The organism is Bradyrhizobium genosp. SA-4 str. CB756, from assembly GCF_000473125.1.
GTDB classification, from domain to species: domain Bacteria; phylum Pseudomonadota; class Alphaproteobacteria; order Rhizobiales; family Xanthobacteraceae; genus Bradyrhizobium; species Bradyrhizobium arachidis.
This window is the reverse complement of record NZ_KI421499.1, coordinates 791,729-810,069: the sequence shown is the minus strand read 5'-3', so window position 1 is coordinate 810,069 and position 18,341 is coordinate 791,729. Positions and strand designations below refer to the sequence as shown.

13 protein-coding genes are annotated in these 18,341 nt (G+C 62.8%); 9 read left to right on the top strand and 4 right to left on the bottom strand.

The annotated features are described in order from the left end of the window. From BRAGE_RS47710 to qhpG, 9 genes are all read left to right on the top strand, one after another. Entirely contained in the window at positions 1–684 is a 684-nt protein-coding gene (locus BRAGE_RS47710) for a TetR/AcrR family transcriptional regulator (protein ID WP_051377675.1), read from the top strand. Then, entirely contained in the window at positions 681–1,565 is an 885-nt protein-coding gene (locus tag BRAGE_RS47705; RefSeq protein ID WP_051377674.1) for a VOC family protein, read from the top strand. The genes BRAGE_RS47710 and BRAGE_RS47705 overlap by 4 nt, the downstream gene beginning before the upstream one ends. A gap of 14 nt (positions 1,566–1,579) precedes the next feature. Beyond that, a complete protein-coding gene (locus BRAGE_RS0103845) occupies positions 1,580–2,440 on the top strand; it encodes a VOC family protein (protein WP_027564466.1) in 861 nt (286 codons plus the stop codon). A 40-nt stretch (positions 2,441–2,480) separates the two neighbouring features. Beyond that, positions 2,481–3,260 carry an SDR family oxidoreductase gene (locus tag BRAGE_RS0103840; RefSeq protein WP_027564467.1) on the top strand — a complete coding sequence of 260 codons (780 nt, stop codon included), beginning with the start codon at positions 2,481–2,483 and terminating at the stop codon, positions 3,258–3,260. 623 nt (positions 3,261–3,883) lie between these two features. Then, positions 3,884–5,482: an FAD-dependent oxidoreductase gene (locus tag BRAGE_RS47700; protein WP_051377673.1), complete on the top strand. Its 1,599-nt coding sequence runs from the start codon at positions 3,884–3,886 to the stop codon at positions 5,480–5,482. 38 nt (positions 5,483–5,520) lie between these two features. Beyond that, positions 5,521–7,194, top strand: coding sequence for a hypothetical protein (locus tag BRAGE_RS47695; protein ID WP_051377672.1), 1,674 nt, complete (start codon positions 5,521–5,523; stop codon positions 7,192–7,194). Positions 7,195–7,204: 10 nt separating this feature from the next. Beyond that, a complete protein-coding gene (locus BRAGE_RS0103825) occupies positions 7,205–8,956 on the top strand; it encodes a ferritin-like domain-containing protein (RefSeq protein ID WP_027564468.1) in 1,752 nt (583 codons plus the stop codon). Further along, positions 8,949–10,265, top strand: a complete 1,317-nt coding sequence (locus BRAGE_RS0103820) for a radical SAM/SPASM domain-containing protein (RefSeq protein WP_027564469.1) — start codon at positions 8,949–8,951, stop codon at positions 10,263–10,265. Before BRAGE_RS0103825 ends, BRAGE_RS0103820 begins: the two co-directional genes overlap by 8 nt. 23 nt (positions 10,266–10,288) lie before the next feature. Continuing rightward, positions 10,289–11,647, top strand: coding sequence for a flavin-dependent monooxygenase QhpG (gene qhpG / locus BRAGE_RS0103815; protein ID WP_159073975.1), 1,359 nt, complete (start codon positions 10,289–10,291; stop codon positions 11,645–11,647). On the opposite strand, the gene BRAGE_RS0103810 is transcribed toward qhpG, so the two are convergent. From BRAGE_RS0103810 to BRAGE_RS0103795, 4 genes are all read right to left on the bottom strand, one after another. Further along, positions 11,633–14,950 (bottom strand): AAA family ATPase, encoded by a 3,318-nt coding sequence (locus BRAGE_RS0103810; RefSeq protein WP_027564471.1) that lies wholly within the window; start codon positions 14,948–14,950, stop codon positions 11,633–11,635. The two genes, qhpG and BRAGE_RS0103810, sit on opposite strands and share 15 nt — an antisense overlap. A gap of 253 nt (positions 14,951–15,203) precedes the next feature. Then, complete coding sequence (locus BRAGE_RS0103805) at positions 15,204–16,613, bottom strand: FAD-binding oxidoreductase (RefSeq protein WP_028146196.1); 1,410 nt, start codon at positions 16,611–16,613, stop codon at positions 15,204–15,206. A gap of 47 nt (positions 16,614–16,660) precedes the next feature. Next, on the bottom strand, positions 16,661–17,266 hold the full coding sequence (locus BRAGE_RS0103800; protein ID WP_027564473.1) for a DAK2 domain-containing protein: 606 nt from the start codon (positions 17,264–17,266) through the stop codon (positions 16,661–16,663). Position 17,267: 1 nt separating this feature from the next. Then, the gene (locus BRAGE_RS0103795; RefSeq protein WP_027564474.1) at positions 17,268–18,254 is read right to left on the bottom strand and encodes a dihydroxyacetone kinase subunit DhaK; all 987 of its coding nucleotides are present in this window, start codon (positions 18,252–18,254) and stop codon (positions 17,268–17,270) included. Positions 18,255–18,341: the final 87 nt, after the last annotated feature.

Here is an 18,341-nt window from a genome sequence, read left to right as displayed (position 1 = left end):
ATGCCGTCCCGACCCAATCGCGCTCCTGCCCCGCTCAAGACGGCACGGCGATCGCTGGCGCCGCCGCGCCGCCGGACCCAGGCCGAGCGGACCGCTGAGACGCGGCTGCGGATCCTGAAGGCAGCGGCCAACCTGATCCGGCGTCGTGGCTATGCGCGATTTCGCACTGCCGAGGTCGCCGCCGAAGCCGGCGTCTCCCGTGGCGCCCAGCTCCATCACTTCCCGACCAAGGATTCCCTCGTCGTCGCAACGCTCGAATATGTGTTCGAGCAAGCACAGATCCTCAGCCGCCGCCGCGCCGCCGCGGTGAACCGGCCACGCGACCTGATCGAGGCCGTCATCGCCGACGCCAGGGAATTCTTCTTCAGCGAGCACTTCATGGTGGCGATCGATATCGTGCTCTCAACCTCCACCGACCAGGCGGTCCGCAAACAGATCCTCGACATCTCACGCAAGGCGCGCCGTCCGGTCGAAGCGGCCTGGGCCGAGGCGCTGGTGGCGGGCGGTGTTCCCGCAGCCGTCGCGGCCGATATCGTCGCACTCACCCTCGGTGTCGTCCGCGGCATGGCATTGCGAACGCTCTGGGACAACGATCCCAAATGGTTCGACCATCTGTTCGGGCTCTGGCGCCAGATGATCAGGATCTTCATCGAAGCCGAGCAAAAGCGAGGTCGGCTGCGATGATCGCCGCGTTGAACGGCACGAAGCCATTGATCACGTCGGTCTGCTACGTCCGCTACGCGGTCAAGGAGCCGCAGGCCTGCGCGCGCTTTGTCTCCGAGATCTTCGGCCTGCAGCAAGTCGCGAGTCAGGACGGCGAGGTCGCCTTCCGCTCGGACGACCGGTTTCGCACCGTGAGCCTCAGCCGCGATCAAGCCGATGGCGCCAGCATCGGCATCGAGGCCTGGGACGATGCAGCGCTCCAGGAGATCGGGGAACGGCTGCGTGCACAGGGCTTTGCCGTGAGACCGGCAAGCCCGGACGAATGCCAGCAGCGATATGTGCAATCAGCCCTGCTTGCCGACGATGCCTCCGGAAATCGCATTGATCTTGTGACCCGCCCGACACGGAGCGGCCGTCGCTATTTTCCGCCGCGCGATGCCGGCATCGTGCAATTCCAGGGCGTCGGCCTGCGCAGCATCGACCACGCGCGCGATCTCGCCTTCTGGCGTCTGCTCGGCGCCGAGGTGGCCGATTGGGTCGGCGACATCGCCTATTTGCGTATCGACCATCTTCACCATCGCATCGCGCTCTATCCCTCGCAGCGGCCCGGGCTGCTCTACGCCGCCTTCGAGGTCGAGGCGCTCGATCAGATCATGCAGAACAGCTACTACATGCAGGAAAACCAGGTGAAGATCGTACAAGGCCCCGGTCGGCAGCCGGCCTCGCAACAGATCTTCCTTCATGTCGAAGGGCCCGATGGCCTGATCCTGTCTTACGTCACCGGCACAGCCGAGGCCGGCGGCAGGCCGCGCCCTCCCCGGCAATTCCCGCCCACAGCAAGCTCACTCTGCAATTGGGGCAGCGAAAGCAAGGGCGTTTCCGAACTAGGCGCGCAGAGCTAACCGAGGAGAGAGGCATGATCCAGCTGAAGGATGTGAGCTATGTCCGCTTGGGATCACCGGATCTCGAGCAGGCCGAGCAATTCGCCACCGCTTGCCTCGGCCTGCAAATCGCCGAACGCGGCAAGGCCGATCTCTACCTTCGATCCGACGACCGCTCGCACACGCTGTGTTACTCGGAAGGCAATCCGAAGGACCAGACGGTCGGCTTCGAGGTCGATGACGAGGCAAGTCTCCAGAACGCGGCGGCCACGCTCGAAGCGCTCGGCCACGGCGTCCACGCGGGAACCGCGGAGGAGGCAGACCGGCGCAAGGTAAAAGCGTTCATCGGCTTCCGTGACCCCAGCGGCAACCACATCGAGCTGGTGGTGCGGCCGGAGCGCAGCGGTCGTCGTTACTTCGCAAGCCGCGACGCGGGTATCACAGGCTTCAGCCACGTCGGCCTCAACTCGACCGATCCGGCGCGCGACGAGCGATTCTGGACCCAGATCTGCAACGCCCGCGTCAGCGATCGAATCGGCGACATCCCGCTGATGCGCGTCAACGCCATCCATCACACCATCGCGCTGGTCCGCGCCCCGCAAGCCGGCATCCAGCACATCAATCACCAGGTCGAGAGCAGCGACGACGTGCTGCGCTCCTACCACTTCCTCAACGAACGGCGCGTGCCGATCGTGTTCGGCCCGGGGCGCCATCCGACGTCGGGGGCCCGCTTCCTCTATTTCAAAGGACCAGACGGGATGATTTTCGAATATTCGGTAGGCGTCGATGAAATCGAGGATGAGGCAACGCACCGCCCACGCCAGTTCGGGTTCGAGCCGACGAGCTTTTGCATGTGGGGCTCCAAGCCCGCCGGCATGACACTTCCCAACAAGTAGCAAATCACGCTGCGGTCGCAGCAACATCCGACGAGGACACATGGATCTGGGATTGCGGGGCCGCAAGGCCATCGTCTGCGCGGCGAGCCAGGGCCTTGGAAAAGCCAGCGCCATGGCGCTGGCCCGCGAGGGTGTCGATGTCGTGATCGTCGCCCGGCGACGCGAGGTCCTCGACAGTGCTGCGCGAGAGATCGAGCTGGCCACCGGCAACCGGCCTCAAACAGTCCTTGCGGACGTCACGAGCCGCGAGGGACGCGATGCCATCCTGTCGAGCTGCCCTGGGCCCGATATTCTCATCAACAATGCCGGTGGACCGCCGCCGGGCGATTTCAGGAGCTTCGAGCGTGACGATTGGATCAGGGCGCTTGACGGCAACATGCTGGCGCCCATCGCGCTGATCAAGTCCACCATCGATGGGATGGTCGCGCGCAAATTCGGCCGCATCGTCAACATCACGTCGCACGCAGTCAAAGCGCCGGTCGCGATGCTCGCGCTATCGAACGGCGCGCGAAGTGGACTGTCGGGCTTCATCGCAGGCCTCGCACGGTCCGTCGCCGAGCACAACGTGACCGTCAACAACCTGTTGCCGGGGACGTTCGACACGGACCGGCTGAGATCCAATCTCACGGCACTCGCCCGAAACTCGTCAAGGAGCGTCGCAGAGGTCACCGAGGAAGTCCGTGCCAGCAACCCGAGCAAGCGGTTCGGCCATCCGGACGAGTTCGGGGCGACTTGCGCCTTCCTGTGTTCAGCTCAGGCGAGCTACATCACTGGACAGAATATTCTGATCGACGGCGGGGCCTATCCCGGCACATTTTGAAGCCGATATGCCCTCGGCGGCTTCCAGCCAAACGGTCCGTTCTGACACGAACCGCGGTAAGCCTTGCAGGAAATGGTGGGCGCACCAGGGCTCGAACCTCGGACCCGCTGATTAGAGAGTCAGCCACGGGCTGAGGACAATCAATGACTTACAGATCGCATCACCGGAGTTTTCCGGCCGAAATGGGTGTTCGTCGCACGCTCATAATGCGTCGTTGACTGCCTGTTGACGGCGACTTAGCCGGCCAAACGTCGCCGTCCCAAACACAAATCCATTCCATGTTGTTGATCCTCCGACGCGGACCAAGGGCTAAACCGGATGATTAATTAGGCTTTATGTGAAGTACTTCACAACTTCAAGAATGCCGCGTGCAATATGGTTCTAGCCGAAAAATGCCCGCCGATCCGAGGCCGCGAGCAATGCACCTGACCATTTGGACCGTTGGGATCTGTTCGAGTCCACAAGCCCATCAAAATTTGCAATGGACCCGCGGCCGCTCCACAATGAGCGAACGGGGCCTTACGAAATCAATCCATAAAGTGTGTCCGGCCTGTACCGTCATGGCCTTGCGCCTTCGCTGTTAGGGCGCGCTCATCATTTTGGCGCAGTGCAGAGGGGGCGGGATGAAGTGGAAAAGCAAGAAGCGCAAGGATGCAGAACTCAGGGTAGCTGGCTGGGATGCGCTGCCCTCGGTCGACCTTCTCTTCAGCGACAAGGATGCTCACACGCTGCGGGCCTTGCGCGCGCAGAAGCCGATTCCTCTCGATCAGCGCTTCAGCGTCGATGACGTAAAGGACCTTCAAAAGGCGATCCACGGAACGGTCGTGCTGCCGACCGATCTGACCTATCACCGAGATCGCCAGATGACGCTCCTTGCGGTTCAGGAGTTTCCGCAGCTGATCGTCTTTTGCGAGATATTCGAAGATGCGAGACGATGCCTCGAATTTGCGCAGAAGTACGATCTTCGGGTGACCATCCGCTCCGGAGGACACAGCACGGCCGGATTTTCCGTCAACAGCGGTATGCTCATCGACACAAGCCGGATCAAACATGTCGTGGTCGACCCGAAGGAGAGGCGTGGCATCGTCGGTGCCGGAGCCACGATCGGCGACCTCAACGCCGCGCTCAAGATGTACAACCTGCATGTGCCGAGCGGCGGCTGCGGCGATGTTTGCATCGCAGGCTACATGCAGGGCGGAGGCTATGGCTTCACCGCACGCAAATTCGGCATGAATTGCGACAATGTGCACGAGATCGTGGTGATGCTCGCCGACAGAACGATCGTCGTCGCCAACAGCGAAAAGAATGCCGATCTGTTCTGGGCGGTTCGTGGCGGCACCGGCGGCAATTTCGGTATTCTGCTGCAGGTGACCTATAACCTGCATGAGCTCGGCGACGTATGGGGTTTTGGGCTGCGATGGTCGATCGATAGCAGGGACGGCATCAAGAATGCCGCCGCCGCCCTCGCTGAAATGCAGGCCAATTACATGCAGACCGGGGCACCTCCCGAGCTCGGATTCATGACGTTCCTGGCCTGGCAAGACGAGACGCCTTGTGTGGTGATGCGCGGCATGTACCTGGGACCGCAGCGGGACGGCGAATTTGCGATCGACTCGCTGCGGCGTCTTGGTCCTGTCTACACGGACTTCGGCGTCGGCCGATATGCCGACCTCGACCTGAAGTTGATCGAGAGTCCGCCCGGTCTGCCGCAGGTCCCCGATCTCGCCCGGGAGGAAAAGCAGTGCGGCTACATCGACAAAAAACTGGACGCCGAGGATTGGGCGCACATCATCGGCGTGTTCCTGACGAGCCCAAACCGTTCGAGCCTTGTCTGTATCGAGCCCTATGGCGGCCGCATCAACGAGATACCGGCAACCTCGAACGCATTCATTCACCGCAAGGTCGACATGAATCTGTTTCTCGATGTCTTTTGGATGTCGGAGGACCAGCAGCGGAAAGACGCGATCGCCTTCCTTGATCGATTCATGGCGATGATGGCGCCGTATTTCAACGACCATTCTTATCAAAATTATCCGCGTCGTACGCAGCAGGATTTTCGCAGGCGCTATTGGGGCAGCTCGTTCGAGCGGCTGCTCGCGGTGAAGCTGAAATACGACAAGAACAGTTTCTTCCAATATGCTCAGAGCGTCTCGCGGGAGACCCCTGAGACGCATTACGATCTGCCGCAACTTCCTGAGGGCATCGAAACCGAACCATACTAGCGGGGGGTCCTGCAGCAGGAGGACGCAAAGGGGGGAAAATGCACAAGCTGCTCGAGATGTTCTTTCTGCCGCCGATGGCGATCGCGCGGCTCGGCAGCAGTCCGACGCCGCTGGACAGCTTTCGCTGGACGGAAAGCCACTCGCCACATGCGCAAGCCGATACGGTCATCGAGCCGGCGGTCTCGCTCAAGGTTGAAGCCGACGGCAGCGTCACGCCGTACATCCCCCGTTCGATCATCTTCAAGGACGATGACGGCGCGATCCGGCCGGTCGCGCCTTTCTTCGAGCTCTGGGCAAAGCTGCAGTCCGTCGAGGACGGAAGCACGCTTGAGCAGCCGCTGACGCCGACGCTGCTGGCCGAACTCGGCGCCTCGCTCAAGGACATTCAGTATGAGATCGTCGCCGCAAATCGCAAGGCCGCGCGCCGGACCGACTACGCGCCCTGCGGTTTCACCGCTCGGGAAGTGGTGAATGGCGATGATTTCGAACGACGCGAGCTGCTGGCGTTCAGCCCGCACACCTCCGGACAGGAGCCGCTGGTCTCGCCCGACAAGCCGATTCCCATCGGCCACTTTCAGGTGCTGCGCCCGGTCGAAGGACGGGTCGATTTGCGCGATGACGAACCGGAGGTCGATCGCAGCATATTGCGCGTCCGCTTCACCCCTCCCAAAGGCATCATCTACGGACCCGCGGAGGCCACCTCCGCCCCGGCTCCGCAGGTTCAGCCCGGGCAGTTCGAAGCGCCGAGTGCCGAATACGGCCGTATCCACGAGATCGTCGCGCCGCAGCATCGAATCGTGAGCAGCAAGACGCCCTGGTCGACGGCATACATCATGCTGAACGGGCAATTCGAAGATCCACAGCCTCAGGACGGCTACGACGGCGCCAACGTCGGCAATCATCGCTCATGGGGCTGCGTCGACGACATCAGCGACTCCGTCATCGTGGCCACCATGGCCTTTGGAGGCCGGTGCTACCAAGCGGCCGCACGCGTCTTCACCAGTCCACCGGATTTTTCTCCGGATCGTCGCCCGGTCTTCAGCATCGCCGACGACATTGCCGATCGCGACGACCTGCCGATCGATCTCGGCGATGGCGCCATGGAAGAAACAAAGATGGAGGTGCTCGACCTGTTTCAGCGCGCGTTCGAGACGGCGAGCCTGTTCAATCTCGACGCGTTGCGGGCGCGAGCGCTGCTGGAGAACAAGATTCGTTTTGCGTTGCACGCCGGCACCCCCGGCATCGACCAGCCGAAAGCGGGCCCGGAGAGCATGACGGCCAAGGACCGGCCCTATAGCGACAAATTACCGACACTCGCACCGCAAGACCCCTCCTATTTCACCAAGGGGTCGCCGAACGATACGCTTCCGTACACGACCGCCCTGCCGTTGATCCATGCACGGCTGCAGGACCGCGCGGCTCTCATGGACCTGCTGAGCACCCGCGGCGATTTCGTGGAGCAGCTTGTCCGGCCGCCTTTCGGCAAGGTTGCACAATTGCCGGAGGATCCGCCGGAAAATGCCAACGCGAAGTATCGCGATCCGCGGGTGTTCCGCGACCAGCTCCACGATATGCGAATGCCTCCGTATATGCGCGATGCCGCCCAGCAGCCGCTTTCGCTCAGCCATCGCCAACATCGGACCCTCCTCGCCTTGATCAAATATCTGCAAACCCATCCGGATGACGGCTCGAACGGATCAGGAAGCACGTGAGCGAATCCTCATGAGTGACAACGAGATCTCCGCCAGGAACAAGATCTTTCCGCGCAATCTGACCGCGCGGAGCAACAGTGCGCTGGAGCGAGTGGTTGGCAATCCCGCCAATACCCGCCTCGAGTCAGGTGTCGCCAATTGCTTTCCGGGCCTCGAGTTTGACGTTCGAACACTCGACAACCGTTTCTTTCCCGGACTTCTGTTCAGGTTCGTGACGAAACCGCTCTATCCGGAGGAGGGCACGATCCCCAATCAACAGGGCGTGCGCCTGCTCTACATCGACTACCTCAACGACCCGATGCTACCCGAGACCAGCGAGTTGTCTTGGGTCAAGAAGCTTCTCACCGACTACGATGCCAATGGCAAACTGGCCCGGGCGGTTTCGAAGGGACGCTGGTATCTCGACTGGATCGAGCAGGACGGCAAGCGTTTATCGATGACCGACCCGCAGGGCAATTATTACTCGTGCGAGATCGCGTGGCGGTTCATTCGAGGTCTCAGCCCCGAGGGGGAGTTGCGCATCGGCCTCATCAGGCGGGATGCGCCGGACCCCAAGCCCTACTACGAGCTGGTCGGCGAGCGCCGCCGATATGTCAATGCGGCCGGACTGTACGACCTAGCCTATCGCCCGGGTGAGCTCACGGAGTCGATGTGCAATCCGTGGTCGCATGATTTCCGCGATTGTGCCTGTCATTACTGGGCATCGAACCACCCGGACGTGGTGATCCGCGACGTTCCCGGCTCGGTCGAGCAGGCCGGGGCGGCCACGGTGTATGTCGACTGGTTATCCGTGGTCGACCGGACCTCGACCATTCCTGCTGCCGGGACGATCGCCCAGAACCGGCTGTTCCAGATCGATCATTACGAGATCAACCAGAAATGGGAAAAGCTTCCGTTCGTTCTGGAAGGTCGCGAGATCGGGCGGGAGTATCGCCCGCGACAGGAGGAGCCAGGCCAGCCCTACGGCTCGGATCAAGAGCTCATCGACGAATTGAGCGAGCTGGCGAGGATGGAGCTGACGCTGGCGCTCGAATACCTCTATGCCCTGCTCTCGCTGCGTGATCCCAAGTCGGCCGAGGTCCGTAACGCCAAGTGGCCGGGTCTTGCAGCAGATCTCAAGGTGGTACGGGATTTCATTCTGCTGGTCGCAGTCGGGGAGATGGCACATCTTCGATGGGCCAACGAGATGCTGTGGGAGCTCGATCGGGCCAACATCCGCCCAAATGGCTGGCGCTACTCGCCCATCGTCGAGCTGGCAAAGAACTATCCAACGCTCCGCCTCGAGCGCAGGCTGGAGCCGCTCAATCCAAAGACGCTCGATCGTTTCATCGACCTCGAGAGACCGAGCGGCGAGATTACCCGGGCTTACAGCCGCTGCGTCGCCACCCTGCGAAACACGAAATACCCGGTCGCAGCTTACGAACTGGCGCTGCGCATAGACGGCGAGGGCACGGATCACTACGAGCGTTTCCTCGGCATAAAGCGAATCCTGCAGGCCTATGGTGGCGGCTCCGGCAGTTTCCCCTATTTGCGCAAGGTGATACGCGGTCGACGCGACCAAACCGAATGCGAACGCGCGCTCGAACTGTTCGAAGAACTACGAGGCCACCTCGGCAAGGCATACGCGAACGCGGCCGAACGGAACTCCAAGCTCGAGCGGTCCTGTATCGACGCGGCGCGCAGAACCATGTTGATGTTCCGCGACGAGGCTGAGGACCTTGCAGAAGTGAGGGGCATTGGAGTGCCGTTCTGGGATGACTGAGGCGGCGCATTCCAGCTTGGTGCACGCCTTCGACAGTCAGCGCGGGCGACACATTCTTGTGCCCGACGGGTCACGCATCTACGATCTCGCCTCCGAGCTTGCGCTTGAGGTCGATACGGCCGTCTCGGCGGGAGAGGACGCGGTGGCGCGCCTTCTTGAACGCTATGGGCTCGCGTCAAGCCCTTACATCGACGATGTCCCGTTGCAGGATCCGCCGATCCGCGCATTGTCGCTTGCTGTCGCGCAAAAGTGCAATCTTGGATGCGCCTATTGCTACGCGCAGGGCGGCGACTTTGGTGGCGTCCCGAGGAACATGTCATGGCCCATCGCGCGCGCCGCCATCGAGCGACTCATCGATGCTGCAGAACCTGGGCAACGCGTAAATCTAGCCTTTCTCGGCGGCGAACCGCTCGTTAACCGCGCGCTCGTTCGTGATGCCACCGCCTTCGCCGCAGATCAGGCCAAGGCAAGGGATATCCGCGTCGGATTCTCGATCACCACCAACGGAACGCTGCTGAGCGCGGAGGACGCGTCCTTTTTTGAGGAATACGGCTTCGCGGTAACGGTGAGCCTTGACGGCGTCGGTGACACCCATGACCGTTTACGGCCGTTCCGGGGAGGAGACGGCAGCTATGCCAGGATCATGGCCCGAGTGAAGCCGTTGCTCGACCGACAGCAACGCATGCAGGTTTCGGCCCGTGTGACCGTGACGCCGCTCAACATCCAGCTGCAAGACATGCTCGATGAATTCGTTGCGACGGGTTTTCACAGTGTCGGCTTTTCCCCGATGCTGAGCGCGCCGACGGGACGATTGGAATTGAACCAGCCAGATCTCATGACGATGCTGGAAGAGATGATTGGCTGCGCTCGCAAATTCGAGAGTGAGACGGTTGCCGGTCGACGCTACCCGTTCTCGAACATGACCGAGGCGCTTCGCCAGATCCACCGCGGCATACACCGCCCCTATTCCTGCGGCGCCGGTGCCGGGTATTTTGGCGTATCCGCGGAGGGCGGTCTCTTTGCGTGTCACCGCTTCGTTGACGACGAGAATGGACGTCTCGGCGACGTCAAGGACGGCCTGCAACGCGACAAGCGAAACGCCTGGCTCGCAGAACGCCACGTGCATCGCCAGGAGCCGTGCAGCAAGTGCTGGGCCCGCTATCTGTGCGGCGGTGGTTGCCACCACGAGGTCATTTACCGCGGCCGACCGGCATGTGATTTCATCCGCGGATGGCTGCACCATTGCCTGGTCACGTATGTCAACGTGATGGAGCGGCGACCTGATTTCTTTTCCGCCGAGAGGAGCTGAGCCTGCATCGCTCGATCCAAGACGTGTGTGTTGTGGGCGGGGGGCCCGCGGGGGCGACCGTCTCGCGCCGCCTGGTCCAGCTCGGGTATCGAGTTTGCCTCATCGAGCGTCAGGATGGGTCACGGCAACCCGCGGCCGAGGCGCTTCCATCGTCGATCCGTGGTCCGCTTGAGCAACTCGACCTCTGGGAAGGACTCGAGCAGGTTGGCTATTTGCGCTGCGATCGAATGCGCGCGAGATGGCGTGACGAGGCTGCATCGCAGCAGGATAACGCCGCGATCATCGTGGACCGCACGCTCTTTGACCGCTTCCTGATCGAAGCAGCGAGAAAGGCTGGCGTGACCGTCCTGTGTCCGGCGCGGGCGCGCCGGCCCGCTTTCGTCGACGAGCGCTGGGTTATTCCGATCGACGCGCGGGACGCGAGGGCCCTTGTCGTCGAGGCTCAATTCCTTGTCGATGCGATGGGACGGCGCGGCGGCTGCCGGCCGGCCGGCGCGCCGACCATCGCACTCTGCGGTCGCTGGCAGGGCAAGGTTTCCTCATCGCCGGCGGAAATGTGCATCGATGCTGGCGAGCATGCCTGGTTCTGGGCAGCTCCGCTTTCACATGACAGCGCGACTGCGCAGGTGTTCATACACCCGCAATCGTATACGCGCCGCGGCGCGGCGGATTGCGCTACCCTCTACCGCACCCTGCTCGATCAGTCGCGCCTGGCTCGAGAATTTCTGCGCGGTTTGTCGCTTGCCGATATCCGGATCCGCGACGCCACCTTTCGGGTGGACAACGAAACGGTGACGCCGAATTCCATCAAGGTTGGGGATCGGGCATTCGCAATGGATCCGCTGTCCTCTCAGGGAGTTCAGGCCGCCATTCGTTCCGGCCTGCAGGCGAGCGCCGTCATTCACACAATCCTGCGCCGCGCGGACCTGGAGGCGGCCCTGGAGTTCTATCGCGCGACGCTGCAGGGAGCGGTCAAGGTCCACGATCGCCATGCGTCCGAAGTCTATGCCTCTCAGGCCCTGTATACGTCGTCATTCTGGCAATCGCGTTCGAGCACGCGATCCCTCGACGAAAAGAAGCCTGCCGCCTCGATCAGGATTTCCGACAATCCCGAGCTGATGCTCTCGCAGAACGCCAGGCTGATCGCGCTGCCTGTCATCGAAGGCGATGAGATCCGCCGTCGCACGGCTCTGACGCACCCCGGACTGGAGCGCCCAGTTGCGTGGCTTGGCGGTGTACCCCTTGGTACCGTCCTGTCCGCAATCGGATCGAAGCGGCCCGCCGCTTCGATCCTCGCCGAATGGTCCGGACAGACGACGCCGGCGCAGGCCCACGCCTTGTTGGACTGGATGATTGCGCGTGAGATCCTAGTGAACGCTTGAGCTCAGGCTTCGCAGGATTTTCTGCGCTTTTTTCATATCGGCGCCATCTCGGCCCTCGGTAAAACCATCGTAAACAGGCCTGAGGATTGCATTGGCTTCGACCGCGCGGCCGATCGCCTGCAACAGAGATGCAAGGCTGGTCGCAGCCCGCAGCTCCCACACACGTGCGGATTGTCGTGCGGCGATTTCGATTGCCTTGCGGAAACTGCTTTCGGCTTCATCGAGGCGCGGTTTGTCGACCAGCGTTTTCAATTCGCCGACCAGGCGGTGCAGTTCGGCTTCCATCCAGCGCTCGTCCGTTGCCTCGACGATCGCGTGAGCCTCCTCGAGCGCCTTCAGCCCCTGCAGCGGGTCACCAGCCGCCGCATGTGCGTCGGCAATGAGGGCCAGATGCATGGGGCGGTAATTCAATGCGCCGGTCGACCACCAATCTGCCGCCGTATCCTGCAATTCCTCGAGCCGCCGCTGAAGCCGGCCGCGCGCAGGCCGACAAGCGGCGACACAAAAGGCGCTGGCAGCCACAGCCATGCGAAAGGAGTGTCCTTTGGTCAGCTCGAGCATTTCACGGGCTACCGATGCGCCCGCTTTCCACTCCCCCAAGGCTACCCGGAGGACACCACGAAACATATGCGTCTGAACGAGGCTGTACGTGTGGCCGACCTTCTTTGCGTGCGCGAGCGTCCATTCCTCGCGATCATTGGCTTGGTCGGGAAGACCCATCAGCCGCAGCGCAAACGCGAGAAAACTCGACGCCGTTTGCCCATGGTCGGTGCCGTAGAGAAACGCCAGCGGCCCGTCTTCGACCGGGTCATACAAGGCAAGCGAACGTTCAAGGTGTTGGCGCGCCTCCGCGAAGTGCCCCCTATGAAACAACACTGCGCCGACGGCCCTGTGGCCAATCATTCGATAAAGCCGATCGGCGCGGGTTTCCGCGAGCTCCAGCAGTTCGCGCGCGGCGTCGCCAGCGGCGGCATTTTCCGCCCGCACCAGGTGATATCCGTACAGACCCGCCAGACAAGGTGCGAGCAAGGTCTTGTCACCGGTCTGCCAGCAGAGGTCCTTTGCGCGACGAAACGCCTTTCCGGTCTCGGTCCCGGCCGGCCCCTCGACTGCCCGCAGCACGCCACCGAGCCGCGCGCAAATTTCGAGCTCGAGGGCGTCGCGTTCCGGGCCGGTGGGGAGCGTCTCGACAAGACGCAAAGCCTGGCGGAGATGCGCGTCGGCTTCGGCAGGCGCCGAACGCTCGGCTGCCCACTTGCCGGCGCGTACCCAATAGTGAATCGATTTCCGGATGTCGCTGTCGCGTTGCCAATGCTGGGCGAGCAACTCCGGTTGGGATTGCGTGAGGGCAGGAAAATGGACCTCCAGGGTCTGCGCGACGCGCCTGTGGATGTCGCGACGACGCGAATGGAGGATGCTCTCATAGGCCGCATCTCGCACCAAAGCGTGCTTGTAGACATAGATGGTGCCGGACCGCGGCGATTGACGATAAAGCAAGTCTCCCCTGATGAGTTCGTCGAGTTTGCTCCGGAGATCGACCCGGCTCATGGCCGTAACGGCTGCGATCAGATCCTCGCGGAACTCGCGTCCGATCGCGGCACCAATTTGCAGAATGTCTTTGGCCCCCTGCAGCCGGTCGAGTTTTGCGATCAGTGAGTCCTGGAGCGTTTCGGGGATTTCGGCTGCCAGAGCTCCGCCGGTGGCGCCACTCAGCTTTGCAGCCAACACTGACTTGGTGAGCTCTTCAATGAACAAGGGATTGCCGTCCGACCGAGCGACAATCTGGTCCAGCACTCCCGAGGGTACGGTTTTGCCTTGTATGATCTTGTCGACCATGACGACGCCCGCATTGCGGTCAAGTCGCTCGAGCGGAAGCGACATGATATGCTGGCCTTGCCAGGATGAAGCAAACTCCGGTCGGAACGTCAAAATCATCAGGACGGGAAGCGTCTTGATGCGATCGATCAGGATGCCAAGTAATTCAAGCGTTGTCGGGTCGAACCAGTGCAGTTCCTCGCACACCACCAGAATTGGCTCGGCCGTGGCTCGTTCGGCCATGAGATTGACGATGATTTCGAACGTTCGTCGCTTGCGAACTTCCAAATCCCGATGAGCAGGAGGATCTGCAGCGGCGGGCGGCAATGAAATGAGGGACGCAAGAACGGCTGCCGCGTTGCCGTCGCGGGATTCCGGCGTCGGTGCGAGTGAAGCCTCGAGTTTCTCGCGCCGCTGCAGCGCAGGATCATCTTGACTGATCCCGGCATCGCGCTCGATCTGTGCGATGACCGGACTGAGCGGGCTGTTCCGCAAGTACTCCGAACCGAAATAGTCAGTTCGCAGATGCGACTGCTGGATCTGATCGGCAAACTCCTGCACGAGACGGGATTTGCCGATGCCGGGCTCGCCGCTAACCAATACCACTTGCCCCGATCCGCCGGATGCCGAATGCCAGCGGCTCGTGAGCATGGCAATCTCGGTTTTGCGCCCGACATAAGGCGTCAATCCAACCTTGCGACGCGCCTCGAAACGGCCGGCAAAGGGTCGCTCGCGGATGACGGTCCATGCCTTGATGGGTGTCGCGAAACCTGCCAGCGACAGCGGCTCCAATTCGATACACTCAAACACGTGACCGGCGAGATTGTACGTGGAGTCCGCGACCACGAGGCCATTTGGTTCTGCGATGGACTGAAGGCGTGCAGCCAGATTGGGCGTTTGGCCGACGACCCCGTGGCGCTCCATGAGCATTCCGTCGTTATCGTCTCCCACGATCACCGGACCGGTCGCGATGCCGACACGAACCTGGACGCGCAGGTTCGGAATCGCCTCGAGCGCGCTGACGTCCTCGACAATCGCGAGCGCGGCGCGTATCGCCCGTTCGGCGTCATCCTCGTGAGCCTGCGGATATCCGAAGTAGACGATGATCCCGTCGCCCACATAACGCGCGATAAATCCGTCATATCGGGCGATCACCGCCGCGCAACAGCGTTGATACGCGCCGATCACGGACGCCAGATCTTCAGGATCCAGCTGCGTCGCCAGAACCGTCGACCCCTTCAGGTCGCAAAACATCACTGTAAGCTGCCGGCGTTCCCATTGTTTGGGGCCGAGCAGCTCGCGGTTCGACCGCAGGTCCGCTATGGCCTGAAGCAGACGCTTGCGGTCGCCAAGTGCGCGGACACCGAGATCCTTCAGATCGGCGTTAGACAGCTGAGTAGCGACTTCAAGATCGATCCTATTCGCCTCGAACGCCGTCTCGTACATCCCAAGTCCGAGACGGTTGAGCCATACGCCAATGGTCTCCACAGGACCCCTCCTGTGCTGCCTTTGCACGGCTTTTTCCCGAAGAAGACCCGGTATAGTCGGCTATTTGGCAGCGCCCCTTATGCAATTGACACACTATACTATACGGAGGGATTTGGCCAAGTTCGCCGGAGCCGGAGTCCTGCTCGACCAAATTCGGAATAACCAAAGTTCTCGATTTCCCCCTTTCACCTTGCGCGCGTCGCTCATGACGGTGGGGTTGCACCTTCGAGTCCTGCCGTGCTCGCCAGCAAGATCAGTCGATCAACGGGTAGATCTTCCCCGGATTCATGATCCCGTTCGGATCGAGCGCCCGCTTGATCGCTTTCATTAACGCGACGCCTTCGCCGTGCTCGGTCTGCATGTGCACGATCTTGTGGACCCCGACGCCGTGCTCGCCCGAGCAGGTGCCGCCCATGCTGATCGCCCGCCGGGAGGTGCGGAAGGCGAGCGCCTCGGCACGCTCGGTCTCATCTGCGTCGTTGGGATCGAACAGGATGCCGAGATGGAAATTGCCGTCACCGACATGGCCGACGATCGGCGCGGTCAGTCCAGAGGCGACGATATCCGCCTTGGTTTCCAGGAGGCAGGCCGGCAGGGCCGAGATCGGGACGCAGGCGTCGGTGCCCATATTGTTCTTGCCCGGGCTCAGCGCCATCACCGCCTGGTAGGAATTGTGGCGCGCCTTCCAGAGGCGGTTGCGATCCTCGGGACGCTCGGCAAACCGGAATTCGCCGCCGCCATGATCCGCCGTGATCGCCTGCATCATCTCGACCTCCTCCTGCACGCCAGCCGGCGTGCCGTGGAATTCGAGGAACAGCGTCGGCGTCTCGACATAGTCGAGCTTCGAATAGCGGATCGCGGCGCGCATCTGCACCTCGTCGAGCAGCTCGATGCGCGCCATCCTCAGGTTGGACTGGAGCGCCGCGACGACAGCGGCGACCGCACCCTCCAGCGAATTGAACTGGCAGACCGCGGCGACGATCGTCTCCGGCAGGCCGTAAAGCTTGAGCTGGATTTCCGTGATGACGCCGAGCGTGCCTTCGCTGCCGACATAGAGATGCGTGAGATCGAGCCCGGCGGAGGATTTTCGCGCCCGGCTGCCGGTGCGCACGATGCGGCCGTCGGGCGTGACCACGGTCAGGCCGAGAATGTTCTCGCGCATGGTGCCGTAGCGCACCGCATTGGTGCCGGAAGCGCGGGTCGAGGCCATGCCGCCGATCGAGGCGTTGGCGCCGGGATCGACCGGGAAGAGCAGCCCGGTATCGCGGACCTGCGCGTTGAGGGCCTCGCGGGTGACGCCGGCCTGAACCCGGCAGTCGAGCGCGTCGGGCGAGACGTCCAGGATCTTGTCGAAGCGGCCCATGTCCAACGATATGCCGCCGGCGAGCGCGGCGAGTTGGCCCTCGAGCGATGACCCCGCACCGAACGGCGTCACCGGCACGCGACGTTCGTTGCAGAGGGTGAGGATGAAGGCGACCTCTTCATTGGTCTCAGGGAAGACCACGAGATCGGGCACGCCGATCGCCGGCAGGCCCTCGCCATGGCTGTGCTGATCGAGCACTGCCTGCGCGGCCGAGACCCGCGCGCCCAAGCGCTCGGCGAGCCTTGTCTTGACCTCGGCAATTGTCCCGAGTGCCGGGCGCAGCAGGGCATGGGCATTCATGTCGGCCTCCTTTTTCTCCCCCCATCTGCACGAGCGCCCTTCGCGTATCAAGCCGCGACGGCGACCAGCAGGAGCGAAAAGGCGAGCATGCCGGGATCGTCGAGCCCGATGGTGCGCTCGCCGAACATGCGGGCGCGGCCGAGCCGGTTCGGACGGTTACGAAACGCATCGAGCGTTTCGCGGACGGCTTTTCGCGCGGCTTCAGCGGCCTCCTTGCGCGTCCTGACGTCGACGAGCGCCACGGCGACTGCATCGACCATGTCGACAACGGTCTTGTCACCGAGCATCGCCCCGCCGCGCGCCATCATCTGATCGCGGACCGATGCCAGCAATGGGCCGAGCTCGATCCAGCCGACTTCACCGCGCCCCTTCGTCGCCTTGGCCAGCGTCATCATCGCGACGGTGACCAGCGTTCCCAGGCTCGACCCGGTGCCGCTGGCACAGGCTTTCGCGCAGGCCTGGAAGACGCTGCCGATATCCGTCTCCTGATCGGGGATGGCGGCGGCGATGGCCTCGAACAGGCGGCGCAGCATCACGCCGGTGTCGCCGTCGCCCATCTTTCCGTCGGCGGCGTTGAGATCGTCCTGCGCAAGCGCAGCGGCCTCCCTGGCGCGGTCAGCGGCGTGGCGGACTTCGTTCGCCGTGATCGCCACGTCAACCCCTCCAGAAGGGGCAGGCGCAGGGCGCAGCGAGCAGCTTTTCGCGTTCAGCATCGAGGTGGATGATGCTGATCGACAATCCCGCCATCTCCATCGAGGTCACGTAGTGTCCGACCAAGGGGCGCACGATGGCGAGGCCCTCCTTCTTCAGCAGCGCGGCGGCGCGGCGATAGATGATGAACAACTCCTCCAGTGGCGTCGCGCCGAGGCTGTTGACCAGCACGGACACGCGGTCCGACCCGTGCGCGACGGGATCGGCCAGCAGGCGCCGCACCATCTCGTCGGCGATCTCGTCCGCCGGCCGCAGCTTGTCGCGCCAAATGCCGGGCTCGCCATGGATGCCCATGCCCATCTCGATTTCGTCGGCCCCCAGCTCGAACGTCGGCTTCGCCGCGCCGGGGATCTGGCAGGGCGAGAGCGCAACCCCGATGGTGCGGCAGGCATTGACGGCGGCCTGCGCCGTGGCTGTCACCTCAGCGAGGCCGTCGCCGGCGTCGGCCTTCGCGCCCGCAATCTTGTAGGCATAGATGATGCCGGCGACACCGCGCCGCTTGGCGCTGTCCTCCGGCGCGGCCGAGGCGATGTCATCGGTGCCAAGCACGGTCGTCGTCTGGATGCCGTCCATCTCGACCATTTCGCCGGCAAGATCGAAATTCATGCGGTCGCCGCCGTAATTGCCGTAGAGCCGCAGCACGCCGGCGCCACCGTCGGCAGCGCGGATCGCCTGGATGCAGGAATCGACCGAGGGACCCGCGAACACGTCGCCGATAGCGCAGGCATCGAGCAGGCCGTCGCCGACATAGCCGGTGAACAGCGGCAGATGACCGGAGCCGCCGCCGGAGACGATGCCGACCTTGCCCTTCTTCGTTCCACCCGTACGGCGAATGACGCGGCCCTCCTGCGCCAGCGACGGATGGGCAGCGACGAGGCCCGCGAGCATCTCGTCGACGAAGGCGTCGGGGGAATTCATCAATTTCTTCATCGGACAACTCCAGCGACCACAATGCGCACGGCCATGCCGTGCCTGCCCGCGACGTCGCCTGCGATCGTGAGCACTGATTTGATCCCG

What these genes read in the sequence shown, in the direction of transcription:
- BRAGE_RS47700 (WP_051377673.1), top strand. Translation starts at nt 3,884, where the DNA reads ATGAAGTGGAAAAGCAAGAAGCGCAAGGATGCAGAACTCAGGGTAGCT.
- BRAGE_RS0103820 (WP_027564469.1), top strand. Translation starts at nt 8,949, where the DNA reads ATGACTGAGGCGGCGCATTCCAGCTTGGTGCACGCCTTCGACAGTCAG.
- BRAGE_RS47705 (WP_051377674.1), top strand. Translation starts at nt 681, where the DNA reads ATGATCGCCGCGTTGAACGGCACGAAGCCATTGATCACGTCGGTCTGC.
- BRAGE_RS47695 (WP_051377672.1), top strand. Translation starts at nt 5,521, where the DNA reads ATGCACAAGCTGCTCGAGATGTTCTTTCTGCCGCCGATGGCGATCGCG.
- BRAGE_RS47710 (WP_051377675.1), top strand. Translation starts at nt 1, where the DNA reads ATGCCGTCCCGACCCAATCGCGCTCCTGCCCCGCTCAAGACGGCACGG.
- BRAGE_RS0103795 (WP_027564474.1), bottom strand. Translation starts at nt 18,254, where the DNA reads ATGAAGAAATTGATGAATTCCCCCGACGCCTTCGTCGACGAGATGCTC.
- BRAGE_RS0103840 (WP_027564467.1), top strand. Translation starts at nt 2,481, where the DNA reads ATGGATCTGGGATTGCGGGGCCGCAAGGCCATCGTCTGCGCGGCGAGC.
- BRAGE_RS0103805 (WP_028146196.1), bottom strand. Translation starts at nt 16,613, where the DNA reads ATGAATGCCCATGCCCTGCTGCGCCCGGCACTCGGGACAATTGCCGAG.
- BRAGE_RS0103845 (WP_027564466.1), top strand. Translation starts at nt 1,580, where the DNA reads ATGATCCAGCTGAAGGATGTGAGCTATGTCCGCTTGGGATCACCGGAT.
- BRAGE_RS0103825 (WP_027564468.1), top strand. Translation starts at nt 7,205, where the DNA reads ATGAGTGACAACGAGATCTCCGCCAGGAACAAGATCTTTCCGCGCAAT.